Annotated in this window: 22 protein-coding genes and 3 pseudogenes; 8 read left to right on the top strand and 17 right to left on the bottom strand. The window is 60.3% G+C overall.

Annotated features, from left to right (window positions below; genetic code table 11):
• Nucleotides 1-81 precede the first annotated feature (81 nt).
• Nucleotides 82-651, bottom strand: a pseudogene (locus IVB28_RS09430) (capsular biosynthesis protein); the annotation flags it as partial.
• A 301-nt stretch (nt 652-952) separates the two neighbouring features.
• Between IVB28_RS09430 and IVB28_RS09435 the strand changes: the two are divergent.
• From IVB28_RS09435 to IVB28_RS09445, 3 genes and pseudogenes are all read left to right on the top strand, one after another.
• Nucleotides 953-1,150: pseudogene (locus IVB28_RS09435) on the top strand (transposase); the annotation flags it as partial.
• A 523-nt stretch (nt 1,151-1,673) separates the two neighbouring features.
• A pseudogene (locus IVB28_RS09440) lies at nt 1,674-1,751 on the top strand (HAD family hydrolase); the annotation flags it as partial.
• Between the two features lie 311 nt (nt 1,752-2,062).
• Nucleotides 2,063-2,383 carry a hypothetical protein gene (locus IVB28_RS09445; protein WP_247525797.1) on the top strand — a complete coding sequence of 107 codons (321 nt, stop codon included), beginning with the start codon at nt 2,063-2,065 and terminating at the stop codon, nt 2,381-2,383.
• Here the strand turns inward: IVB28_RS09445 and IVB28_RS09450 are convergent.
• From IVB28_RS09450 to IVB28_RS09460, 3 genes are read right to left on the bottom strand one after another with little or no spacing between them, the layout of a single operon-like run.
• Nucleotides 2,368-2,991: a hypothetical protein gene (locus tag IVB28_RS09450; protein WP_247525798.1), complete on the bottom strand. Its 624-nt coding sequence runs from the start codon at nt 2,989-2,991 to the stop codon at nt 2,368-2,370. The genes IVB28_RS09445 and IVB28_RS09450 overlap by 16 nt on opposite strands.
• Nucleotides 2,988-4,166: an ERF family protein gene (locus tag IVB28_RS09455; protein ID WP_247525799.1), complete on the bottom strand. Its 1,179-nt coding sequence runs from the start codon at nt 4,164-4,166 to the stop codon at nt 2,988-2,990. Before IVB28_RS09455 ends, IVB28_RS09450 begins: the two co-directional genes overlap by 4 nt.
• Complete coding sequence (locus IVB28_RS09460; RefSeq protein WP_247525800.1) at nt 4,150-5,010, bottom strand: YqaJ viral recombinase family protein; 861 nt, start codon at nt 5,008-5,010, stop codon at nt 4,150-4,152. The genes IVB28_RS09455 and IVB28_RS09460 overlap by 17 nt, the downstream gene beginning before the upstream one ends.
• Nucleotides 5,011-5,408: 398 nt before the next feature.
• Between IVB28_RS09460 and IVB28_RS09465 the strand changes: the two genes are divergently transcribed.
• The 3 genes from IVB28_RS09465 (at nt 5,409) to IVB28_RS09475 (ending at nt 7,456) form a co-directional block, all read left to right on the top strand.
• A complete protein-coding gene (locus IVB28_RS09465) occupies nt 5,409-5,969 on the top strand; it encodes an HAD family hydrolase (RefSeq protein ID WP_247525801.1) in 561 nt (186 codons plus the stop codon).
• 576 nt (nt 5,970-6,545) lie between these two features.
• A complete protein-coding gene (locus IVB28_RS09470; protein ID WP_247525802.1) occupies nt 6,546-6,683 on the top strand; it encodes a hypothetical protein in 138 nt (45 codons plus the stop codon).
• A 449-nt stretch (nt 6,684-7,132) separates the two neighbouring features.
• Nucleotides 7,133-7,456, top strand: coding sequence for a hypothetical protein (locus IVB28_RS09475; protein ID WP_247525803.1), 324 nt, complete (start codon nt 7,133-7,135; stop codon nt 7,454-7,456).
• Nucleotides 7,457-7,609: 153 nt separating this feature from the next.
• On the opposite strand, the gene IVB28_RS09480 is transcribed toward IVB28_RS09475, so the two are convergent.
• From IVB28_RS09480 to IVB28_RS09500, 5 genes are all read right to left on the bottom strand, one after another.
• Nucleotides 7,610-8,146 (bottom strand): MarR family transcriptional regulator, encoded by a 537-nt coding sequence (locus tag IVB28_RS09480; protein ID WP_247525804.1) that lies wholly within the window; start codon nt 8,144-8,146, stop codon nt 7,610-7,612.
• Nucleotides 8,147-8,600: 454 nt separating this feature from the next.
• Nucleotides 8,601-8,807, bottom strand: coding sequence for a hypothetical protein (locus tag IVB28_RS09485; RefSeq protein ID WP_247525805.1), 207 nt, complete (start codon nt 8,805-8,807; stop codon nt 8,601-8,603).
• A gap of 327 nt (nt 8,808-9,134) precedes the next feature.
• Nucleotides 9,135-10,790, bottom strand: coding sequence for a recombinase family protein (locus IVB28_RS09490; RefSeq protein ID WP_247525806.1), 1,656 nt, complete (start codon nt 10,788-10,790; stop codon nt 9,135-9,137).
• A 117-nt stretch (nt 10,791-10,907) separates the two neighbouring features.
• Nucleotides 10,908-11,087, bottom strand: coding sequence for a hypothetical protein (locus tag IVB28_RS09495; RefSeq protein ID WP_247525807.1), 180 nt, complete (start codon nt 11,085-11,087; stop codon nt 10,908-10,910).
• 191 nt (nt 11,088-11,278) lie between these two features.
• Complete coding sequence (locus IVB28_RS09500; RefSeq protein ID WP_247525808.1) at nt 11,279-11,524, bottom strand: helix-turn-helix transcriptional regulator; 246 nt, start codon at nt 11,522-11,524, stop codon at nt 11,279-11,281.
• A 177-nt stretch (nt 11,525-11,701) separates the two neighbouring features.
• On the opposite strand from IVB28_RS09500, the gene IVB28_RS09505 reads away from it, so the two are divergent.
• Entirely contained in the window at nt 11,702-12,217 is a 516-nt protein-coding gene (locus IVB28_RS09505) for a hypothetical protein (protein ID WP_247525809.1), read from the top strand.
• A gap of 193 nt (nt 12,218-12,410) precedes the next feature.
• Here IVB28_RS09505 and IVB28_RS09510 read toward each other — a convergent pair whose 3' ends face one another.
• The 4 genes from IVB28_RS09510 to IVB28_RS09525 form a co-directional block, all read right to left on the bottom strand.
• Complete coding sequence (locus IVB28_RS09510) at nt 12,411-13,271, bottom strand: DUF5681 domain-containing protein (protein ID WP_247525810.1); 861 nt, start codon at nt 13,269-13,271, stop codon at nt 12,411-12,413.
• Nucleotides 13,272-13,425: 154 nt separating this feature from the next.
• Nucleotides 13,426-14,712, bottom strand: a complete 1,287-nt coding sequence (locus IVB28_RS09515; RefSeq protein WP_247525811.1) for a DNA methyltransferase — start codon at nt 14,710-14,712, stop codon at nt 13,426-13,428.
• Between the two features lie 92 nt (nt 14,713-14,804).
• Nucleotides 14,805-15,215 (bottom strand): hypothetical protein, encoded by a 411-nt coding sequence (locus IVB28_RS09520; RefSeq protein ID WP_247525812.1) that lies wholly within the window; start codon nt 15,213-15,215, stop codon nt 14,805-14,807.
• A 468-nt stretch (nt 15,216-15,683) separates the two neighbouring features.
• Nucleotides 15,684-16,907, bottom strand: coding sequence for an AMP-binding protein (locus IVB28_RS09525; protein WP_247525813.1), 1,224 nt, complete (start codon nt 16,905-16,907; stop codon nt 15,684-15,686).
• An 86-nt stretch (nt 16,908-16,993) separates the two neighbouring features.
• On the opposite strand from IVB28_RS09525, the gene IVB28_RS09530 reads away from it, so the two are divergent.
• Nucleotides 16,994-18,145, top strand: coding sequence for an AGE family epimerase/isomerase (locus IVB28_RS09530; RefSeq protein WP_247525814.1), 1,152 nt, complete (start codon nt 16,994-16,996; stop codon nt 18,143-18,145).
• A 64-nt stretch (nt 18,146-18,209) separates the two neighbouring features.
• Here IVB28_RS09530 and IVB28_RS09535 read toward each other — a convergent pair whose 3' ends face one another.
• From IVB28_RS09535 to IVB28_RS09550, 4 genes are all read right to left on the bottom strand, one after another.
• Nucleotides 18,210-19,052 carry an ABC transporter ATP-binding protein gene (locus tag IVB28_RS09535; protein WP_247525815.1) on the bottom strand — a complete coding sequence of 281 codons (843 nt, stop codon included), beginning with the start codon at nt 19,050-19,052 and terminating at the stop codon, nt 18,210-18,212.
• 123 nt (nt 19,053-19,175) lie between these two features.
• Nucleotides 19,176-20,459, bottom strand: coding sequence for an ABC transporter substrate-binding protein (locus tag IVB28_RS09540; protein WP_247525816.1), 1,284 nt, complete (start codon nt 20,457-20,459; stop codon nt 19,176-19,178).
• Nucleotides 20,460-20,503: 44 nt separating this feature from the next.
• Nucleotides 20,504-21,577, bottom strand: coding sequence for a branched-chain amino acid ABC transporter permease (locus tag IVB28_RS09545; RefSeq protein WP_247525817.1), 1,074 nt, complete (start codon nt 21,575-21,577; stop codon nt 20,504-20,506).
• A 3-nt stretch (nt 21,578-21,580) separates the two neighbouring features.
• A complete protein-coding gene (locus IVB28_RS09550; protein ID WP_247525818.1) occupies nt 21,581-22,474 on the bottom strand; it encodes a branched-chain amino acid ABC transporter permease in 894 nt (297 codons plus the stop codon).
• Between the last annotated feature and the right edge of the window lie 25 nt (nt 22,475-22,499).

Genomic DNA, 22,499 nt, shown 5'->3' on the forward strand with positions numbered 1-22,499 from the left:
TCGGCTGCGCGGCCATGATTCCGGCGACGCCGATTTCGCGCGTCGGCTCCTCCGAGGCGAACAGGATCTCGCGGAGAAGTGGCCGCGGTCCGCGCTCGACGGCGACAGCACGCCGACCGGCCAGATCCGCTTGATCGCCCCGCTCTCGATTCCGCGCAGCAGCACCTCGCATCCGCGGCGCGGCCGATCATCAGCGTCGCCGCAGCATCATCGGTCCTCGCATGACGGCGCACCCGCGTATAGCGGAAGTAGCGGTAGGCCATGCGCAGCGCGCTGAGAAAGGAGATCTCGAGTAACCAGTAAAGGACGATTGTCACCTTGCCGAGGAAAAAGCCGCCGCCGAGGTTGGGGGCGACGAAGATGTAGTCGAGCACGAGCAGGGCGACCGCCAGCACGGTCGCGAGATGTTCAGCGCATCAGGCAGCGAAATGAAGCGCCATTTCGGCGTGGTCAGGTTGAAGATGAAAAACACGACCACGCTGAAGGCGAGGGAGTAGGCAGGACCTGGAACAGCAGCGGCAGGCGGTCGAAGAAGCCGTCGCCGCCTTCGAATCGCAAATAGAAGGCGGCAAAAAGCGCCGCCGCGGTCGTGAGCAGGTCGTGGAGCGCGATCAGGAAATTGCGCCAGGTAAGATGCGAAATAGACGCCATCCGCCGCACGCTGAATACCATCAAGTCTCCACTCTGAACGTCATCTATCGTACCCTTGACGTAGTCTTGTGGTCTCGAAGCAAAAAATCGCTTGCCCGCTCAGGGCGATTACCCTGATCTGGTTGACGCAGTCTACGCCCCATCAGTCGTGTCCCCCCTGATGGTGTAACTCGGTAGAGCAAAGCCGTCCGGACGGCGCCCTCAAGTAGCGCCGTAGCGAGCGGACGGCTTTGCGGGGGGCACCGGCAGTTCGCCGGTAGGGTCGGATTGCTGACACCAACCCTGATTCGAGGAACCACCGATGACCGATGAGATGATGAACCTCCGCACCCTCGTGGAGAAGACCCTGATGCGGATCTGCTGCGCGAGTTGATCGGCTTTGCTGCCCAGCGCCTGATGGAGCTGGAAGTGGAAGGACAGACCGGGGCCGCTCTACGGCGAGAAGAACCCCGAGCGTCTGGCGCAGCGCAATGGCTACTGCGACCGGACCTGGGAGACCGTTCCCGCCGCAGCACCGCACCAAGCTGCACTCGACCAAACCGACGAGCGCCTCATCGGCGCGCGATCCTGCTCGAACAGAACGATGAATGGACCGTCCAGCGCGCCTGTTACATGATGCTGGAAACCATCGCGCCGTTGAGCGATGATCCAGCCGTCAGCTTCCCGGCTATCGCCGGCTGACCAGTCCGGCTCTTGCCGGCAAACGCGGTGTCCCACCCGCCAGTTGCACCACGCTCAGGGACACTATCGCCCCATCTGGTATTTGAAAATGCAGAAGTGTGGCGTGTCTTAGAGCGCGTGAAGCGATAGCTGGTGACGATCACAGTTGGAACCAGCAAAAAGACACGATCAAAGCCAGTGATCCTAACCTATCCCGGCCAGCGGCTTCAGAATTCAGATGTTTTGACTGGGCGGCCCTACCAGTTTTTGTCACTTCGAGCGATCGTGGCCGAGCCATCACCGCGAGCCGCAAACCATCGTCAAGGAACTTCTGTTCGCCTTTAGCACCGGCGGATAAGCTGATCCGGCGCGCGGCCGCGCTGATCTTCGACGTCGATGGCATCCTGGCCGAGACCGAGGAGCTGCATCGGCGTGCCTTCATGAGGAACCGGTTGATCTGAAGGTCGATCTGTTCGCCGGGGTGTGTCACGCCCCCCTCCGAGATCCTTTCGACGCCAATCAGGCGATTCCCACGCTGTTGTTCGCAACCGACCAGGCGCGGAAGCGGCTCGAAACCGAGATCGAAACGTTTCGAGTCCTTGAGGTGGATTGGTTGAGCTTAGTTGCATATGCGTTCGAGTACGAATCGGCGCTCACTCGACTTAGGTTACTCTAGCAGATTCCCCCTCAAATTTTATCAGCGTTGCGCGTTAGCAGTGCAAGTGCCAATCTGCAAAGAGGCCCGTGCAAAATGAAGAAGCAACTTAGGGAATTCCGGCGGTTGCGAATGCTCTGCTTGGAACAGGCGTCGGCTGCCTCGACAGAGCTTGAAAAGAATGCTCTTTTGGAAATCGCGGGTCGATATGAGCTGGCTCTCAACACCAGCATGCTCTTTGAGACTGTCAGTCGAGCAAACAACACGGTGGAAGGCGATCTTCAATTGCGATCCCAAAGACTAATGGGAGAGTTTCGGGCCAGGGCAAGTGGAATCCTGGCATACACCAGCAGTTTGCTCTGGTTTGCATTTCTGCTTTTGGTTGTGATTTTTGTCGCTCTCTACGTGCCCTGGTGAGTTTCCGGCACGATCCTTCTCGGGAAACTAGGCCACGTTCCAACGTTGACCCTCAGCCTTGTTTGTCGAAATGTGTTGAGCTCTTTTAGTAGCGACAACCGCCGCAGCTGGGCTCCACTGAGCATTGCTTCGAACAGCGAGAGGACCTCTCGCGCCTGAACATAGGCTTCCATACTGACCGCGTGTTGGTCGAAACCGTGGGCTTGAAGACGGGCATTAATCTCGGCTGCGGCATTCGGATCCAGTTGCCAGTCTAATGCATTCCGAACAATGTAGAATTCGGCAATGCTTTGAAGTGAAGATGAATTGCCCGTAACATCAAGGCGCCGAAGTGTTGTCTCAATTGCCTTATGGCGGGACGTGGCCAAGAGTCTATGACGTAGTACTCGGTACCGTTGGATCTCCCAAGACAACTCAGCGATGTCGATGGCGAGCAGCCATTCAACGGCAGTTTGAGGATCGAGGTCGCGGAAGATCACGCCTTGAAGGGCCTGATAATGGTCAATGTTCTCTCCAGGAAGAAGTTGGGGCGGAGGACACAACGCTGTGAACTGAGGCGGTAGGACGCTCGCCGGCTGCGATTTGCACGGATCGACAGGACCATTCATTGATCTTGCGCCTCCGATAGCGGGCGCGGCGATGCAACCATTGTTTCCCCGTTCATCAGATGAACAGGACTGGCCTCCCAAAGCTCTTTCGCGATTGCTAGGGGCGCAATTTGCAGATCAGTCCACCAAGCTCTTTCATCTCCGTGTCGGTGCAGTGACTGGTGGTGAGATCGGCACAGCGGGACGGTGAACTCGTCGCTAACCTTGCGTCCCAATGTTCTTGGTTGAGCGAACTTTAGGTGATGCGCATCAGCGGGAGTCTTCTGACAGACCAGACAACCTTGGCTGCGGATGAAGGCGAGATGCTCCTTGCTGCGTCGCCGAGGCAGCTCTTTAGGGAAAGCAAGACCGGCCTGCTCTCCGGGAGATGGGGTGGCAGGTGCGAGGACGTTGCCGGATCTCTCTGAACCAGATTGCTCGGGTAAGCGCCGTCCTGCAACTGATACGGCCCGCGGCTCTGCTGGATCGACGTCTCGAACGGCAATGTCCTCGAGCCTTTTCTGGTAGGCGGCCTCAACAACGCGGGCATCCGCTTCCAAGAGAGTGTTTTTGAGGGGGAGGCTGATCCTGGCCCAGGCGAGCAACTCGGCGTTGCCCTCGTGCAAGGCTAGCTCCCCCAGGAGCCGATCCAGTAGCTTGGCGGAGCGTTCGGGCGGCAATACCGGGGGCCGGTTCAGGACGCCCCCTGCCGGCCTTCGTTTGGGTCCTGACGCGGCCTGCGGCTCGGGGGCAGCGGGAGGTTCCGTGACGACCTCTGGGGCATCCAAATCGTCCTCTCCGGCGATTCCGACCAGGGCAAACAGGGCGTAGCGGCGGGCATAGGTCAGCGCTGCCCCCATTCGGTGCGGCGCTTCGACTTCTTTCGAGGCGCAGACAGGAAGGTCGGAGGAGATCCATTCCCCGGAGGCGTGGGCGAGCAGGGTAGTGAGGTGGATCTGACCGGTTGGCTGCTCAATCCGGGTGGTTTGGATGGTGGCGATCTCCTGCTGGCTCAGGGTCTTGCGCACAATGTCCAGGCCCGAGGCGAGAGAGGCGTAGCGGAACGTCCGGTCTTCCTCCCGCGGAAAGGGCGAGCGCATTACCGCGGTTAGAGTCTTTTCGGGGTTCGTCAGCTCAGCCTGGGCGCGGGCAAGGGCGGCGGCGATGGTCCCGATGCGCTCACTGGACTGGTGCATGGGAGCCCTCCGCCGGCTGGGCCTCGAAGCTGATCGCGCCCGACTTAGAACGTTTGGCTTTGATGCCGTGGCCGGTTGCCTCCTTGGCATCCTCCGGCATGAGCTTTTTCAGATCCGCTTTGGCCGTCTCGTGCTCGCCGTGGGCCTCTCGCGTCCGCAGGTAGGTTGCTGCCAGCTCAGCCCATTGGTTGGAGGTCGACATATCGACGACCTTCACCCCCTCGAGTCTTGGGCGGGGTGTTTCGATATTGAAAAGGTTGGGCGGCTCGCCACTTTGAACGCAACGCCAAAACTTCTTTTCTGCTGTGAGCAGGAGGTGTTGATAAAGCGGATCGGCATGGACCTTGATCTCAACCCATTTACCACCACCGGTGATGATCGAGAGCACCGCGCCGCGGGACGCCGTAACCCACATGTTGTGCTGCAGCTGGGCCATGTGCTTCTCAGCCGCGGCTTCTTCTGTAAAGGCCCAAGGCAGCATGAACTTGGCTTCGAATACGGCGCCCGTTTGCTCGATGGTCCCATCCAGCGTAGCGGCCATCCATTTGTGGATGGGATGACGAACGCGTTTCTGGATGTCCTTGACCGTGTGACCGCTCGCGCGCTGGTACCAGGCGCGGTTCAAGACCTCTGTCACGGTGCCGAGCTGGACGATCAAATTGTCCGAAAGATCCTCCGGTTCGATTACGCCGCGTTTTTCGCGCCAAAGGCGGATGAGGCTCTCTTGATCATCCCCCATGATGATGCGGGCGTCCGAGCCGCCGATGAAATGGCGCCGGTCGTTAGGGTTAAATCTGACGATATGATTTGGCGCGTCTGCGCCATTCGTTTGAACCGTTGTCACCGGTATCTCCTACGCAAGAACAAGCGGCGCCAAATGCCGCACTGCCCGAAGCCCCGCGTTCGCGAGGCGAGATACCGGCGCTACAATCGGCGTTGGCGCCCGGCCGACTCAGTAACGCTCCATTCGCGGACGAAGGCCAGTCCTTTTTGCAGCAACATTGTTGCTCGTTTTCGCGGCAGGAATGGCGCTTGTTCTCACGCGCTTAGGGCAAGTGCGAGAGGAGGTGGCCGAGTATCAAATCGACAAAACGAAGCCAATTTCCGCATGAACAGCAAAGAGCCAAATGGATAAGGGGCGCGGCGCAGACAGCGAACTGTCGAAAACCGCCGGAGATGTTGAAACCAAGCAGTATTTGTCGGAAGATCGGCGGGTATCCTTCCAACTTGGGCCAGTGAAATTTGAAGCGTCCGGCAGTATTTTTTGATCGTGATGGCGTCCTCAATGAGGACGACAGCTACGCTTTCGATCCGGACAAGATCCGGTGGGTGGAGGGAGCCCAACAGGCCGTCAAAGCGGTCAATGACGCCGGGCATCTTGCGTTTGTGGTGACGAACCAATCAGGAATTGCGCGGGGGTTTTATGAGGAGCGCCATGTTCGCAATTTGCACGAATGGATGTTGAATGAGCTTGCTGCCTTCGGTGCGCATATTGATGCGTTCGAATTTTGCCCGCATCACCCCGAGGGCCTGGTTGAGCGTTACCGTATCCTCTGCAGCTGTCGTAAGCCGCAACCCGGGATGATTAGAGCTCTGCTTGAGCGGTACGCAGTGGATATCGATGCTAGCTTCTTGATCGGCGACAAGCAGAGCGACCTTGCTGCGGCGCAAGCGGCCGGAATAGCAGCCTATCTGTTTGACGGTTCAAACCTCCATACCTTCATTGCCCCCTTGTTGACGGATCGGTCCTATCCTCCGGATCAATCACGGTCGTATCGCGGAGGCGCGGGAACCGAGGATTGAGGCCCTGGACTTCGAGACCGACAGATCGATCGATTGCTAGGTAGAGAAATCAAGGAGGCAAGTTGGCCTCAGAGCGACAAATCGAAGCCAACCGCGCAAACTCTGCGAAGAGTACCGGCCCCCAAACAAGCGCTGGGAAAGCAGTATCGAGCCGCAACGCCTATCGGCATGGTTTATCGCGTTGGGACGAAGCCGCTGGTTCTGGTTCCGCCGGCTTCGATGTAATCCTTGCGGAGGAGTTCAAAGGCACGGATATGGAAGCCGCGCTTCAAGATCTGGCTAACGCTAGGAGTCGACAGGATCGCCTGCGAGCTCTTAGGTTAGGTCTGATACTGGCAGTGATCGAGGGTGCTGAAGCAAAGCAATTGAGATATCTGTCGAACCTGGAGCGGTATGAGAAGGCTGCCCTGTCGTGGCAAAGGCGGGCGCTCAAACGCGTGAGGCGGAATAACAGATGAGGACTACAAGCCGGGGTGGGAAGCCATCGAACCGGGAGCTGGGGATTCAGTCCGCGGAGCATCGCGCCGATTGGACAGCGTAAGTAGCGCTGCTAGTATTCAAAGACTTGGAGGCTACATGAACTACATTTTCCCACTGCTGGCCGTCGCCATCACCATCGGCCTTTTTGTGGTCTACGCGATGGTGCGGGAGAACTTTCGCCGATCCCGGCCTGCGGATGAAGTTCCTCGCTGGCCGGATTCCAGTCTGAGGTAAGTAACCGCCCAAGTGGCTTGCGTTGGTACATCACTGGACATCCGCCCTACGACGGTCAACGGTCGTCAAACGTCACGCATCGAAAAAACCGAAATATCCCTTGCGCCGTCGGGCAAAACAATGGCTTATGAGGTGCTGGTCTAGCCGAAAATGGAGCCTAGCCCATGGTCGACGAGTGCAAGGCGTTGTCCGATTTGCCGGAAGTAGCTAAGCTTAACGGAGAATTCCGAAGGAACTACGGGAAGCTTCTTGGAGCTTTCTTGTATCTGCGTTCGATCAGTGCCGCCCGTGGACGGTCATGGTTTTGGACCGCTTTGCTGTCGGCCGTTTGCTCGGCCGTGCTGGCGTGGTTGGGGAAGCAGGGTATCTCGCTATGATCGGGCGACAGGCGGGAGGATAATTGGCGTTGGTGCGTGCAGCCGTCTTCGCGTCGAGGAAAGATGAAACGAATGCTTGCCATTGCGTTAATGATAATTCTCCCGACGACGTGCCTACAGGCCGGTTCAACAATCGTCGGCGCCGGCTCGCAATCTTGCACCAGCTGGATGAACAGAAGGAAGAACCCGGTCGTCAAGGCAGCGTTCGAGTCCTGGGTTGTGGGCTTCATTAGCGGGCTAAATGTCAGTGCTGAGAAGGACATCGTCGGCGGTGGTGATTTCACCGGCATAGTGGCTTGGATGGACCGGCGCTGTATGTCCCACCCTATGGATCAAATTGGAATTGCGGCTCTAGACTTGGCGATGGAGTTGGCGGGTCAGACGTCCAATCGCTAAGGTCAGGCTGCGATCTCTCATTTTCAGGCAGTTAGATCCCAGCGCGCTATTCGCGAAGGCGCGCTGGATTCGCGCAAGCGAGCGCGTTTTGGTTTCCCTAAATTTGCATGGCACCCGGACCGATGATGTGGTGGGTTTAGGTGCGCACTTCCTTCAGGGATCTCCCAGTAGGTCCAGTGTCCGTTGAAGCTCGCGGAAGCAATTCGGCAAGATCCTTACGGCTAGCTCCTCCTCGCTTTCGGCAATCGCCGGTCGCAAGCGACCTAACAGCTCGGCGCCGGCGTCGGTCAAATAAACCACATAGTAGCGCCGATTGGCCGCTGAGCTAGAGCGCTGTACTAGCCCGCGCCGTTCCAGCTGGTCGACCAGCCTCCCGAGTCCGGCGCGCTCGATCGATAGCGATTGCGCGATGGCTAGCTGATTAGCGCCTGGATTGGCTTCGATCACCGATAGGACGAAGAATTGCGACGGGCCGATCTGAAAGGCGGCAAGCCGCCGGCTGATGTCTTTAAAGACCATTAGCTGGGTTCGCCGGAGGCGATAGATGAGTGATTCAGACATATCTGCGGAGGGAAGCAGCGCCGGCGGCACGTATTTTGTCGCTGCGCTGTTGCGCCACGGCTTTACTTCGGGCGCAGTCTGCTGGACTTTGTTGGCGAGCCGTCCGTCACCGCCCTGGTCTGCTTTCATTGGGACGATCCTCACAAGCGCGGGGCAGGCGTATCCGACCGGGTTGTCCGCCTCGATTGCAGAGTTTATCGCAGAGCATCCGGGTCGCAAAGCGAGCGGCACCTTGCAGGCTGCCGGCGCTTGAGCATGGAGCCGGCGGAGCGCCGCATGGCCGAGGCGAGCAGGTTGGGAACTGCGGGAAACGTCTGGGAGCTCTCTTGTAAATGCGTTCGATCAGCGCCGCCCGTCGACCGTCCGGTTCTTGACCGCCTTGCTGTGGGCGGTTTGCTCAGCGGCGCTTGGCTGGGCAGGCGGGGCATCTCGCTATCGGCTGCAGACGGGAGGTTGGACGAAACTGGCCAATTGAGACGCATGATCTGTCCCGCGGTCTCGTCGCCGCGAAAGTCAACGGGCGTGCAACTCACGACTAAGCGAGCGATTCTGCAATCGCCCACATGAGCACTCAAGAGGCCGGTCAAACCACGCCGCCGAAGTCGATGCCTTCTTTAGCGAGCTGTTCAGCTTCCTCGGCGGACGCGACTGGCTTCGTATCAAGGTAGAGATGCTCGGAAGCCGGCAGGATGGTGCGGATGTTCTGGCCATCCGCCCGCGTAATGCGGGCAACCCAACCCCGCTGACCGTGCTCAACTCGCTGGATGTGGTACTGCTTGTACGGAATCATGGCACTCGAACGCAACTGACTTTGAGGCTGTTCCCCATTTAGCCAGAGTGACGCCGCCGCACAATAGGTAGTCCTAAAATCAAGTTAAGATCGTCACCGTGAACCTGCGCCCCGGTCGAACTCAAAGGTCCAAGAAAAACCCGCCGGCCAGGGAGCCGGCGGGGGAGTTAACTAAGATTGCGACCGCACTTGTGGTCGCGCGCGGAGCCTAGCACAGCGGAACGTCAGCGTGAATGGGCGGAACCTGCCCGTTCGTAAGCCGGGGCGTGCAAGGGTCCGCAGCAAGAGCCAAGGCCGGCACAAGATCTCAAATGCAGGTCACCGGTATCAGCGTCGTTCATGGATCGCTCTGAGTTTGGACCGCGCTGCTTGCGGCCCCTTGCTCCGGGGCGCTGGCGTGGCTTTGGGGGCCGGGCATGTCGCTACAAGCCGGCGGGTGACCGCTTGAACAAGGCCGCTGACGGTCTTGAAGCGCTTTATTCCTCGCCGCGCTCGCGCGGCTTCGGAAAAGCGAATCGTGCGTTTCACCTTGCCGTCGGTCGGCAACAGTACGTAGTCGAGTACGGTCTTGTTGTGCTCGGACAAGCGAATGGCGGCAATCCAGCCGTCAGGAAGAGACGCCTCGCGCTCGATGCTCCAGTGCGGTGCATGGCTCGGCTTTTGGCCGGGTGTCCAACGGGCAGCCCTGACCGATAGACAGGCTGTCCCGTTCACGCGCAGGCAATCGCTCCAGCCGCCGGAACTGATACTTCCGCCTGCCGCCTTGATCGCGACGGTGGCCTGTTCGACAAGTTTTGCCCTGAGCTCAGACCAAACAGGACGCGAGTCGATGAAATCGTAATTCCGCTTCGGGGTATAGCCGAGCAACCGATATAGATTTCGAAAGTTGCCGAAGTGCGTCTGACACGTCGCGGAGCAGGGAAGCCCCGGAGTTCGATCGATAATGGTCGGTGTCAGGCGCCCCTCTCTGAGGAGGGTCTTGCGTAAGCGAACGAGCATCTCCTCCTCGGACAGATCAACGCGTCGTTCCTCGATGATCTTCCTCACCCTGAAGAAGACCTCGCGGTCGATGATGGGTTCGATGCAGCCCTCGCTTCTGATCCATTGTTCAGGAGGGTTTCTCACGGCGGGCTGCCGAAGCTTTTGGGACTTTCGGTTGAAGACGAGGTTCCCGATATAGCTCTCGTTTCTAAGAACAATGCCCACCGCTGCGCGGGTCCATGGCGCGCCTGTGCTCGAGACGAGTCCCTTCTGATTGAGCTCCCAACCAATCACAGTTTCAGACCTCACCTCCAAGAATCTTTGGAACACCCACTTCACGACGGCGATTTCCTTCGGATCACCCAGCCTTATCCGAATGTGGTCCGTAAGGATGTACTTCCGGTCACCCTTCTTCATCACCCCTCTTGTTTGCATTTTTTCATCGACGAGCTCCCGTACCAGCGCGTAGCCGGCACGGCCACAGGGCTTGTAGCCGAGCCGCGCAAATCGACACTGGCCGGCATAGACCTTCGCTGAAAGCTCGCGGCTGTACTCGGCCGCCATCACTCGCTTGATGTTCTTGACGATGCTCGCGAGCATGCTCCCATCATTTTCGAACTGCTCCGCGCAATAGGCGACCTTGATTCCCGCGCGTCTGCACACGAACTCGTAGTGCGCGCTTTCGTCAACGTCCTGGAAGCGGCCCCATCGGCTGACGTCGTAGACCAAGAGATGGCCAAAATCGGTCTGGTTGGTCTCGACATCCTCAAGTAACTGAAGAAGGCCGGCTCTGTTCTTGATGAGCAGCCCGCTCTCGCCCTCGTCCTTGTAGGTGCGAACCAGCGTAAAGTTGTGAGCGTGGGCGTACGCCGCGATGACGGCAGCCTGATTCTGAATTGAGTATTGCTGTCGGTCGGTTGACATGCGGACATATTGAGCTGCCCGAGCACCCAGGAGCGCTTTTGGCAGATGAGCTTTGTGAACGATGAGCGCATTACCCATTCTTCACCTCATCCCGACGCAGGCTACGGAGACATAGAACTCCTCCGGACTTAACTCTTCAAGACGGATCTTCTTAAGACCGCGGCCCGCTTTGGCGCGGTTGCGAAGACTTGGGTGCTAGCGGTCTGCCGTGATCATTTGGCCGAGCAGCGTAGCAGCGTCGTGAAGCCGTTCCGCATCATAGATGAGTTGGTCAATGCCCATGGAAAGCTGAACCGCTTCCTCAAGCCTACCGGCCTCCGCACATGCCTCCGCGGCTTTGGCGGTTTGCCGGGCTTGCTTCAGCTTGACCTGCATCTCCGCGAAGCAGGCTTTGACGACCGGTGCAATCGATTTTTATCCATATCCGCCCGCTGCTTGGTTGGTAAACCACGCACGCTCTGATCTGCCGGGAAGTCCAGTGGATTTCGCGCAATCTTTTGGCTCAATCTGGGCGTGTTGCACCACAAAATGATCCGGGGCTGCCGAAGCGCGGCCCTGCGGGCTGCCTAACTCGTCCTGGTTCTCAGGAGCCGGCGCAGCAGTTTGATCGGGTCGGCCCCCAACGCCTCGGCGATGACGATGAACTCAATCAAGTCCAGACGGCGTTCCCCGCCCTCATACTTCGCGACGAAGGACTGCGGTTTGCGCAGCTTCTTCGCTAGAGCCTGCTGGCGGATGCCCGCTTTGTGCCGCGTTGCGACAAGAAGTGCAATGAAGCGGGCATATTCGGCGGATTTGAGCGACTTTTCCATTGGCCGCCAGGCGCATTGATTCGGCGGCAGTAAATCTGATCCCGTATCAGGATTATCCCAAAATAGGATTAGATTAACCCTCAGGTGCGAACCTGAGCGGCGAGGCGCGCTGTACGCTGGACTTGTGCGGCGGGCGGAGCGCAACTGCAGGCATGGCTCAACTCAAGGAGTTCCACAGTGCTAGTTGAACTGAATCAGAATCCCTTAACGCTGCATTCCTGCGCCTCCAGCGTGCGGGAGCAGGCGCTTTTCCATCTGCTGCTCGGGGAGCTCATGGCCGCCCGCTGGCGGCAGGGCCGCCACGACATCGAGGTGCTCAAGAGCGAGGTGGATCGAGGTGGCTACGACATCGTGCTGGAAGCCAACGGGCTCCTCCGCCATGTCCAGTTGAAGTCGACCTTTTCCGGCTCGGCCGTCCGGCACGTGACCGTCAGCACCCGGCTGGTTGATAAGCCCAGCGGCTGTGTCATTTGGCTTGAGGTCGACCAGCGCACGTTGGCGTTCGAGCGTTACCTTTGGCTCGGTGGCCAGCCAGGAGCACGGCTGCCGGATCTGGGCTCGAAGGTCAGCCGGCATACGCGGGGAGACAGTAGCGGGCAGAAGCTCGAACGTCCCATGCACCGCGACGTGGGGAAGACTTCCTTTGAGGTTTTGAGCGGGGTAGATGAATTGCTGATTAGGCTGTTTGGCTAGCGTTGAATGGTTGCTCGCGCGGCCATACGTATCATCAGCTCGCCGCTATTCGTAACGTCCGGGTCGAATATATAACAGGCTGCGCAGTGCTGGATGCGCTTGCCTCCACCTAGCTGTCGCAAAGTCAGTGAGCAGCCTGATTTGGCCCCGGTTGACCGTCGCCGCAATTTGGGACCTGAACGATATCTGCGGTTCATAATGCGGGCTTTTTGGGTAGTTCAACAATGCTGGCGCCATAAAAAGCTAGGAGTTCTTCAGTGGTCTCGAAGCGCTTGCGTGGCATGATCAGCGGCTTAGGTACCTTAGCAGGATCCTCGCGATCGAGAAATTCGCCACCTTGCTCGGCCAAGCGAAGAATGTTGCTGAATGCTGCTGCATCGTTTTGCAAGGCCGCGTTGCAGTTCTTCAAGATAATGAGTTCAGCCAAAGTCACGCTGCGGCTACTGCCATTCTGGTTGATTGTCCTACGTTCGGCCACAAGCCGCTTGAATAGCGCGATCATATTGTCGTCCTCCGCAATGGAGGTCTTGCGGCGGGGCTTCGATGCGTTGTTCCTGATCTTGGGCTTAGCGCCGCCAGACCCCGGTTCTCCCGCAGGCTCGTGAACCGCTTCCGTTTTGCCAGCCTGGGTTGCCCTTTTTAAAGCGTTCTCTCGCTTCCACGCCGCGTAGCTCTCTGGAAAGTCCGACGGAGTGTGATCGTCGTAGTAAATGATGTGCGGATGCTTTGAGGTCTCGTTGCGAAAAAGTCCGGCGGCCTGCATCAACTTCAGAAAAATCCGGAACGCGGTTGCCTTGCCTTCAATCGCTCCCCTCAAAATTTGTCGCAGATATGCCTCTCGTGTCGAGATCTTGCGTCCATCCTTCAACATCTGAGAGCTATCGAATATATCGCGGATCAAGATCCCCTCAGGCCGCTTCGGTCGCCCCTTTGGATTGCCTGATCGGCCCTTTGGAAATCTCGAATGCTTCGGTGGTTGTTTATAGCCGACCTCATAGGGCGCCTGAAGCTCGTCAAGCGTTTGAGGCCTATGGGAGTCGATTTCATCGTCCATTTGCTATTCCGAGATGGGTTGGCGAGTTTAGGACGAACTAGCAGCTCGAAACCGAATAGGCGCTCACGATAATAGCTGCGCTATCAGCGGAGCGAGGTTGGTGCCGCGAGCGGCCATCTCATCTTGAATCGCAGGGCGCTGTGAGGCGAGTGGGTCAAGCCGCCCGAATCTCCGCAAGCTCCTCAAAAGTCTCCTGCATGGGATAAAGCAGAGCCTTCTTTCCGGTGTACTGCTCCCAACGCCGCACCGCGACATCGACGTAGGCCGGGTCAAGCTCGATTGCCCGGGCAACGCGACCGGTCTTTTCCGCTGCAATCAGAATCGTTCCGCTGCCGCAGAAGGGATCAAGGACTATCTGGCCGCGCTTTGAGCAGTCCTTGATGGCATCGGCCACCATGGCTACGGGCTTGACCGTCGGGTGAAGCTTCAGCTCCTCGAGGCGCCCCGCCTTCATGCTGGTTGCCCCCTCATAATCCCAGACGTTGGTTCGATAACGCCCGTGCTGACCGAGCTCGAAGGTATTGGTGTGCGCGCCAGAGCCATTCTTCCAGACGAACACGAACTCATGCTTGGAGCGGTAGAACGATCCCATCCCGGCGTTGGACTTGTTCCAGACGCAGAGATTCTTGAGCTCCGCGTAATGCTTATCGCCCGCATTCAACATTTCCCGCATATGTCGCCAGTCCATGCAGATCTGGTGGATCGAGCCGTCCTTCGAGTAGTAGCAAAGCAACCGGAAGGTCTTGGAGAGGAATGTGGTGAATTCCTCCTCGCTCATCTCGCCCGACGCCATGGCAAATTCACGATGCTTGATAGCGCCGAGGCCCGAGACATTTCCGCAAATGCGAACATTGTAAGGTGGGTCGGTGAAAACGAACTCGGCCCGCTCCCGATCCATGAGGGTGTCGTAGACCGCGCGATCGGTCGCATCCCCACAGAAAAGGGCGTGCTTTCCCAGCCGCCACATGTCCCCGACGCGGCTGATGGGTAGAGCATCACCGCGCTCCGGGATCCGGTTCTCTGGCTGATCGCTGGTCTCGTCGAAGTTCTCGATAATGCAGTCGACCTCGGCAGCTTCGAAGCCCGTCAAATCGAGGTCGAATCCGACGTCAGCGAGCTGCTTCAATTCGATGGCAAGGATCTCATTATCCCAACCCGCCTTTTCTGCAAGGCGATTGTCCGCAAGAATGTAGGCCCGCTTGTCGGTCTCGCTCAGGTGGGAAAGGCGCACGCAGGGGACGGTCTGAAGGTTCAGCAGGCTTGCCGCCGCAAGACGTCCATGACCTGCAATCACCTGGCCTTCATCATCGACCAGAATGGGGTTGTTAAACCCGAACCGTTCGATGCTCTGTACGATCTGCTTGACCTGCTTCGCCGAATGGGTGCGGGCATTGCCGGCGTAGGACTTTAAAGTGTCAATTGACAGCTGCTCGATCTGCAAAGGTTCTCTCCCGAATTGAGTTCGCTTGAGGCGGAATGCCCCGGGAGGTTTTTGCAGATGAGGCGGCCGAATTCGCTCACGGAAATTAGCGGTTACGGTGCACGAACGGGAGGACGCGGGAACTGGCGCTCGATCTCCGCTTCGAAGTCCTCCGAATCCCTGCAGCGGTCGTCGGGATGTAGGCGCCCATTCTTCCAATGAGTGTGCTTATTCCGGAGGCTCTTCCAATCGATATTCTTGAGGCGCTTATGTGCCCAAGATGCCAACAGGCCGTAAGCGCGCTCGCTGGTCGCGATATGATCTGCGGTGCGTAATGGGGCCGCTTGATCTGCCTTGAGCCGCCGGCAAAGCCACGGATAGATCCTGTCGATCTGCTCAAGGGTAAAGTCCTCCAGCGCTGGATGGTTGGGCGGGCGACCGCGGCCCTTCTTGGTGGGAAGGTCGTGCCGGACGTGCCATGGCGAATCGTCTTGAAGCCGCTGCTGATCAAACGGGACACCCATGTTCGTTTCTCCTTCGGTTCGCTGGTCCGGAGAAACGCTAGCTCAAGATGGAGCTTCAGCGCAGCGCGGCGCACCGGGGTGGTAAACGGTCAAAATCCGATATTGCGGATTCGGAGGGCTATGGGGGTAGCGGGCGAGTCCAATTGGCGAATGTAGAGGCCTCCCATCGCGTTCTCGAATTCCATCACAAGGGCGTGACAAAATGCGCTGCATTCACGTGAGGAGGGATCGCTCGACGCGCAAGCCCGAGAACTCTCCCGCCATTCCATTTCCATTGCCGTTGATCGGCTTTTCCCTGCTTCGGCTCAGCCGATTCCCTGTTCTTTGCTTGTGAATTCCCTGATAGCGGTTCGGAATTCGCTGTTATTTTCCACCCGCCGCCCGCCAGAGGCGCGTAAGTCCCGGATATTCCGGGGGTTTTTCGCAGTTTTGTCGAAATAATCGCTGTTATCAAGGACGAGATCAGCACTACCGCTCGTCCGCGATCACCTTGCCGTCGTTCGGCAGCACGCCGGGACCGACCAGATCGACGCTGCCACCGAGTTTCGTCACGGCGCGCAAGCTGGCTGCAACATCTTCGCGCAGGGCGTCGTTCACGGTCGCCGTTTCCGCTTTCAGCGTCATCGCGTCGGCCTCGCCCTGTCGTGTGACGACGAGGCGCAGTCTTCCGAGCTCGGAATGTCGCTTGCCGATCTCGGCGATCTGCTCGGGACGGACGAACATGCCCTTGACCTTGGTGGTCTGGTCGGCGCGGCCCATCCAGCCCTTGATGCGCATGTTGGTGCGACCGCAAGCACTCGCGCCCGGCAGCGCTGCGGTGAGGTCGCCGAGAGCGAGCCGGATCCAGGGATGATGCGGGTCGAGCGAGGTCACCACGATCTCCCCAACGTCGCCGGGGGCCACGGGATCGCCGGTGCCGGGCTTGACGATCTCCAGGATCAGGTCCTCGTTGACGACCATGCCTTCACGAGCCTCGGTCTCGAACGCGATGAGGCCGAGATCGGCGGTGCCGAAGGCCTGGTACGCGTCGACGCCGCGCGCCTTGATCTCGGCCTGCAGCGAAGGCGGGAACGCGGCACCCGACACCAGCGCGCGCTTGATCGAGGAGACGTCGCGGCCCGAGTTCGCCGCGGCATCGAGCAATATCTTCAGGAAGTCCGGCGTGCCGCTGTAGCCAATCGGCCGGTAGGCCTCGATCAGCTCGAACTGCTGCTCGGTATTGCCGGGCCCTGCCGGGATCACGGCGCAGCCAAGCGCACGCGCCGACGCATCGAAGATGAAGCCGCCAGGGGTGAGATGATAGCTGAAGGTGTTGAGGACGACGTCATCGGGGCGGAACCCGGCCGCGAACAGCGCCCTTGCGCCGCGCCAGGGATCGGCCTGCCGTCCCTCCGGCTCGAAGATCGGGCCGGGCGAGGTGAAGAGGCGGGCGAACGAGCCGGGGGCCGCGGCCACGAAGCCTCCGAAGGGCGCAGAGGCCTTGTGCAGGGCGGGCAGGTCCGACTTCCGCAACACCGGCAGGCTCGCCAGTGCCGCTCTAGAGGTCACGTCCGTGGGATCGAGACCCCTTAGCCGCTCGGCATAGGCCGGGGCGGCTATCGCAGCCCGCAGCACCTCCGGCAGACGGGAGAACAGGTCGGCCTCGCGCGCTGCTGGCTCACGCGTCTCGCGGGCGTCGTAATGGGCGGTCATGGCTGTTCTTTCCGTGTTGGCATCCGTTGCGCGTCGCCACCGGCATGGGTATCAGACCGCCATTGGTCAGGCCTAAAGGGGACCCGATGGCGGACAAGGGAAGCATTGCGGCGAATGAGGCTGCGGACGTCGTCGCGCGCCTGAAGCGCCGCATGGTCGACGAGGCGCTGCCGCTGTGGTCGACGGTAGGCTGGGATCATGCCGAGGGCGGCTTCATCGACCGGCTGCACCGCGATGGTACTGCGGATTCGGCCGCGCCGCGGCGGGTGTTCGTGCAGGCCCGCCAGATCTGGTGCTACGCCAAGGCGGCGCAGATGGGCTGGTACCCTGAGGGGCGCGCCATTGCGCTGAAGGGGCTGGAGCATCTGCTGGCCAAAGCCAAAGCGCCTGACGGCCGGCCGGGTTATGTGCACCGGCTGACGCCGGAGGGCGTGGTGCTCGACGGCCGGCGCGATGCCTATGACCACGCCTTCATCCTGTTCACGCTCGCGACCGTCTATGCGCTCGACCAGGATGCGCAGGTTCGTGCCGAGATCGATGCGCTGCTCGCCTTTCTCGACGACCAACTCCGCTCGCCGCATGGGGGCGTGCACGAAGGCCTTCCGGTCTCGCTGCCGCGCCGGCAGAACCCGCACATGCATCTGTTCGAGGCGATGATCGCGTGCTTCGACGCGACCCACGATTTGTCGTTCCAGAACCGAGCCGGCGAGTTCTTCGCGCTGTTCCTGGCGAATCTCTACGACAGGCAGAAGCGCATCCTGACGGAGTATTTCGAGGAGGACTGGTCGAAGATCGAGCGGGTCAGCGTCGAGCCGGGGCACCAGGCGGAATGGGTCTGGCTGCTGAAGGGGTTCGAACGCATCACAGGCTGCCCGACCGGGCAGCGCCGCGCTGAACTCCTGGCCACCGCGCTGCGCTATCGTGACGAGGCCACGGGCTGCCTGATCGACGAGGGGGACGACATCGGCAATATCCGCCGCAGCACGCGCCGGCTGTGGCCGCAGACGGAGATCGCGAAGGCGTGGATCGCGCAGGCCGAATCCGGCGAGGCGGGCGCAGCGGACGAGGCGCGCGCGGCGCTGGTGCGGCTCGAACGGCATTATCTCAGCCATCCCGTGAGGGGCGGCTGGTACGACCAGTTCGATCGCGACGGCAAGTCGCTGGTCGACACCATTCCTGCGTCGTCGTTCTATCATGTTCTCTGCGCCGTCACGGAAGCTGAGCAGGTTCTGGCTTAAGCGTCTCTCTTTTTGGCGCGTTTTCTTCACGCGAACCGGTCCCGCTTCGCTTGAAAACGCTACGTCAAAGCCAGCGCTTGCGCCGCTTGAAGCTCTTGAGGTTCTTGAAGCTCTTGCGCTGGTCGCCCGCGCCGCCGAGGTAGAATTCCTTGACGTCCTCGTTGTCGCGCAGCTCATCGGCGGTGCCGTCGAGCACGACCTTACCCTGCTCCATGATGTAGCCATGGCTCGCCACCGACAGCGCGGCGCGCGCGTTCTGCTCGACCAGGAGAATGGTCACGCCGAGGTCGCGGTTGATCTTCTGGATGATCGAAAACACCTCTTTCACCAGCAGCGGCGACAGGCCCATCGACGGCTCGTCCATCAGGATCATCTTCGGGCGTGCCATCAGCGCGCGGCCGATCGCGAGCATCTGCTGCTCGCCGCCGGAGAGATAGCCGGCAAGGCCGGTGCGCTCCTTCAGGCGCGGGAAATAATTGAAGACCATGTCGAGGTCCGCGCCGACCTCGCGGTCCCTGCGGGTGAAGGCGCCCAGCTTGAGGTTCTCCAGGGATGTCATGTCGGCCACGATGCGCCGCCCTTCCATCACCTGGAAGATGCCGCGGCGAACGATCTTGTCGGGGTCAATGCCGTTGATCCGCTCGTTCTCGAACACGATTTCGCCGCGCGTGACCTCGCCGTCCTCGGTCTTGAGCAGCCCCGAGATCGCCTTCAGCGTCGTCGACTTGCCGGCGCCGTTGGCGCCGAGCAGCGCCACGATCGCGCCCTTGGGCACGTCGAGGCTGAGGCCGCGCAGCACCAGGATGACGTCATCATATACGACCTCGATGTTGCGCACGGCGAGGAGGGGCGGCGCGGGGACCACAACGGTCGGCTTAGCGCGGGAGGTTTCGAGGGTGTCGGTCATTTTGTTGCCGCCAAGTTACTGCGCTCGTCATGCCCGGGCTCGTTCCGGGCACCGACGTACTTCATGCCGCGAGGTCGGGCGTCATGGCCGGGACAAGCCCGGCCATGACGCTCGAGGTTGATCTCACCAGCCCAGCAATTCTGGCTTGCGCGGCAGCTCGACGGTCTTGACCTTCTCGAGCTTGATCGTGCCCTTGGCCATGAGATCGTTGAGGTCGCCGTCGGTCGCGCCCGAGATCTTGGTGCGATAGAGATCAACCTTCAGCGTGCCGCGATGGTCCTTGTCGGTCCAGGTCGAGGGATTGCAGACGCCATCCATTCCGGCCGGCACCCAATCCTTCTTCTGGTAAAAGCCCTTGGCGACGTTGTCACCGGTGGGGCCGCCGTTCTTGGCGGCCCAGTCGATCGCCTCCTTCATGTACAGCGCCGAGCAGACGGCCGCGATGTAGTGCACGGGACGATAGACCTTGCCGCTGGGATCGGACATCTTCGAGATCTCCATTACCGTCTTCATGCCCGGCGCATCGCCGCCCCAGCTCACCGCGGTGCGCAAGGGGAAGATCACGCCGTTGGCGGCGTCGCCTGCGGTCTTGGCGGCGTTCTCGTCCATGCCCCAGACATTGCCCATGAACTGGATCTCGACGCCGGCGGTCTTGCAGGCCTTCATCACCGAGATGTTGGAGGCGGCGGTGTTGCCGAGATAGGCGTAGTTGGCGCCCGAGGATTTCAGGCTCAGGCACTGCGCGCTATAGTCGCCCGGCGCGAGCGCGAACACCAGTGGCGGCAGCACCTCGAAGCCGAGCTCCTGCGCCATCGCTTCACCGGCAGCCTTGGGCGCGTTCGGGTAGGGGTGGTTTGCGCCCATGTGCACGAATTTCGCCTTGCCGGACCTGCCCTTGGCCTTCCAGTCTTCGGCGGCCCAGATCAGCATCGCGCGCAGCGAGTCCGAATAGCTCGGGCCATAGAAGAAATTGTAGGGCGCAGGCTTGGCCTTGCCGCTGACGCCTTCGGGATCGGTGAGGGCGGCAGCATAGGAGCCGGACATGTCGGGAATTTTGTCCTGGGCGAGGAAGCCGGTCAGCGCCTCGGTGTCGGCGGTGCCCCAGCCCATGATCGCTGCGACCTTGCTCTCCGGCGCCGACCACTTCTTGTAGAGCGCGATCGCACGCGGCACCTGATAGCCATAGTCGTTGGTGTCGACGTTGAGCTGCTTGCCGCCGACGCCGCCGTTCTTGTTGACCCAGGCGAAGGTGTCGGCGACGGCCTGGCCGAAGGGCGTGCCGACGTCGGAGGTGCCGCCGGAATAATCAGCGAGGTGCCCGATTGCGATCTGCGCCTGTGCGCCGGCCGAAAATGCGGCGATCGCGATGGCGAGCGATGCGGTGCTCAAAAGGGACTTCATCGTCATGGGTCGGTTCCTCCGGTTTTATTGTTCAAGTGAAGTTGCCGCGCTCAATGCGAGAACGGGTAGAGTTTCCAGTACGCCTTGATCTGCCGCCAGCGATGCGCGAGCCCGTCGGGCTCGAACATCAGGAACGCGATGATGATCACCCCGATCGCGATCTCGCGCAGGAAGGTGATGTTGGTGTTAAGCGACAGCGCCTTGTCGATCGCGCCGCCTTTCAAATAGTGGCTGATGAACTCCATCGCCTCCGGCAGCAACACCACGAAGGCGGTGCCCATCAGGGTGCCCATGATCGAGCCGGTGCCGCCGATGATGATCATGGCGAGGAACAGGATCGAGCGCTCGATGCCGAAGCCCTCCTGCGACACCACGAGCTGGTAATGCGCATAGAGCGCGCCTGCGATGCCGGCAAAAAAGGCGGCGAGCCCGAACGACAGCGTCCGGTACTTCGTCAGGTTGATGCCCATGATCTCGGCGGAGAGATAATGGTCCCGGATCGCCACCAGTGCACGGCCGTCGCGGGTTCGCATCAGATTGGTGACGAGGACGTAGCTGGCCAGCACATAGGCCAGCACGACGTAGAAATATTGTTTGTCGCCGCGGAGCGTGTAGCCGAAGATCGAGAACGGGTTTGCGCTGGCCGGTACGGAGCCGCCGGTGAACCACTCGGCGCGGGAGAAGAAGTCGAGCAGGATGTATTGCGCCGCGAGCGTCGCAATGACGAGATAGAGCCCCTTCAGCCGGGCCGCCGGAATGCCGAAGATCAGGCCCACCAGCGCGGTGACGACGCCCGCGAGCGGGATTGCGAAGAATACGGGGATCGGCGCGTTGTTGGAGATGTAGGCCGAGGTGAAGGCGCCGAGCAGGAAGAAGGCGGCGTGTCCGATCGATATCTGGCCGGTGAAGCCGACGAGGATATTCAGGCCGAGTGCCGCGATCGAAAATATACCGATCTGAATCAGGATGCTGAGCCAGTATCCGCCAAAGAACTGCGGCACGAAGCACAGGGCGAGCATGCCCGCGATCGCGAAGTTGCGGCTGGTCGTGGTCGGGAAGATCGTGGTGTCCGCCGCGTACGAGGTGCGGAAATCACCAGCAGGAATGAGGGCAGGGCCGGGCATGGGTCAGATCCGCTCGATGTCATGGGTGCCGAATAGGCCGTAGGGCTTGATCATCAGCACGATGATTAGGACGTAGAACGGCGCGATCTCGTAGAGATTGCCCCAGTGCAGATACTCGCTGTCGACATATTGCGCGACGTTCTCGAGCAAGCCGATGATGATGCCACCAAGCACGGCGCCGCCGACGGAGTCCAGTCCGCCGAGGATTGCCGCCGGAAACACCTTGATGCCGTAGCCGGCAAGGCCCGACGACACGCCGTTCACGACCGCGACGACGACACCTGCGACGGCCGATACCGTCGCCGAGATCGCCCAGGCCATCGCGAACACGCTCTTGACGGAAATGCCGAGCGATTGTGCGACCTGCTGGTTGAAGGCGGTGGCGCGCATCGCAAGGCCATATTTCGAGGCGCGGAAGAACCAGGCCATGCCGATCATCATCGCGACCGACACCACAAGGCTCATGACATAGACGGTCTGGATCTGGAGACCGAACAGGCTGACCGACTGACTCTCGAACACGCGCGGGAACGGCTGCGGATTGACGCCGAACATCCATTTCAGCGTCGCCTGCAGCACGGTGGAGAGCCCGATCGTCACCATGATGACCGAGATGATGGGCTCGCCGATCATCGGCCGCAGGATCAGGACCTGGACCGCAATGCCGAACACGAACATGAACACCAGTGTCAACGGCATGCCGATCCAGAACGGCACCTCGTATTTCGCCAGCAGGGCCCAGCACACCCAGGCGCCGACCAGCAGCAGCTCGCCTTGCGCAAAATTGACGACCTGCGTCGCCTTGTAGATCAGCACGAACGACATCGCGACCACGCCATAGAGCGTGCCGACCACGAGGCCGTTGACCAGGAGCTGGATGAGGAAGGCGGTGTTCATGCAGTGATGCTCGCTGAGAAGTCCG

It is taken from the genome of Bradyrhizobium sp. 199 (assembly GCF_023073355.1).
Lineage (GTDB): Bacteria > Pseudomonadota > Alphaproteobacteria > Rhizobiales > Xanthobacteraceae > Bradyrhizobium.

Bases quoted from the DNA above. Each gene is read 5' to 3' on its own strand.
- IVB28_RS09525 (WP_247525813.1), bottom strand. From the start codon at position 16,907: ATGACCGCCCATTACGACGCCCGCGAGACGCGTGAGCCAGCAGCGCGC.
- IVB28_RS09470 (WP_247525802.1), top strand. From the start codon at position 6,546: ATGAACTACATTTTCCCACTGCTGGCCGTCGCCATCACCATCGGCCTT.
- IVB28_RS09530 (WP_247525814.1), top strand. From the start codon at position 16,994: ATGGCGGACAAGGGAAGCATTGCGGCGAATGAGGCTGCGGACGTCGTC.
- IVB28_RS09475 (WP_247525803.1), top strand. From the start codon at position 7,133: ATGCTTGCCATTGCGTTAATGATAATTCTCCCGACGACGTGCCTACAG.
- IVB28_RS09540 (WP_247525816.1), bottom strand. From the start codon at position 20,459: ATGACGATGAAGTCCCTTTTGAGCACCGCATCGCTCGCCATCGCGATC.
- IVB28_RS09495 (WP_247525807.1), bottom strand. From the start codon at position 11,087: ATGCAGGTCAAGCTGAAGCAAGCCCGGCAAACCGCCAAAGCCGCGGAG.
- IVB28_RS09445 (WP_247525797.1), top strand. From the start codon at position 2,063: ATGAAGAAGCAACTTAGGGAATTCCGGCGGTTGCGAATGCTCTGCTTG.
- IVB28_RS09510 (WP_247525810.1), bottom strand. From the start codon at position 13,271: ATGGACGATGAAATCGACTCCCATAGGCCTCAAACGCTTGACGAGCTT.
- IVB28_RS09535 (WP_247525815.1), bottom strand. From the start codon at position 19,052: ATGACCGACACCCTCGAAACCTCCCGCGCTAAGCCGACCGTTGTGGTC.
- IVB28_RS09500 (WP_247525808.1), bottom strand. From the start codon at position 11,524: ATGGAAAAGTCGCTCAAATCCGCCGAATATGCCCGCTTCATTGCACTT.
- IVB28_RS09550 (WP_247525818.1), bottom strand. From the start codon at position 22,474: ATGAACACCGCCTTCCTCATCCAGCTCCTGGTCAACGGCCTCGTGGTC.
- IVB28_RS09485 (WP_247525805.1), bottom strand. From the start codon at position 8,807: ATGATTCCGTACAAGCAGTACCACATCCAGCGAGTTGAGCACGGTCAG.
- IVB28_RS09490 (WP_247525806.1), bottom strand. From the start codon at position 10,790: ATGGGTAATGCGCTCATCGTTCACAAAGCTCATCTGCCAAAAGCGCTC.
- IVB28_RS09545 (WP_247525817.1), bottom strand. From the start codon at position 21,577: ATGCCCGGCCCTGCCCTCATTCCTGCTGGTGATTTCCGCACCTCGTAC.
- IVB28_RS09480 (WP_247525804.1), bottom strand. From the start codon at position 8,146: ATGAAAGCAGACCAGGGCGGTGACGGACGGCTCGCCAACAAAGTCCAG.
- IVB28_RS09520 (WP_247525812.1), bottom strand. From the start codon at position 15,215: ATGGGTGTCCCGTTTGATCAGCAGCGGCTTCAAGACGATTCGCCATGG.
- IVB28_RS09450 (WP_247525798.1), bottom strand. From the start codon at position 2,991: ATGAATGGTCCTGTCGATCCGTGCAAATCGCAGCCGGCGAGCGTCCTA.
- IVB28_RS09455 (WP_247525799.1), bottom strand. From the start codon at position 4,166: ATGCACCAGTCCAGTGAGCGCATCGGGACCATCGCCGCCGCCCTTGCC.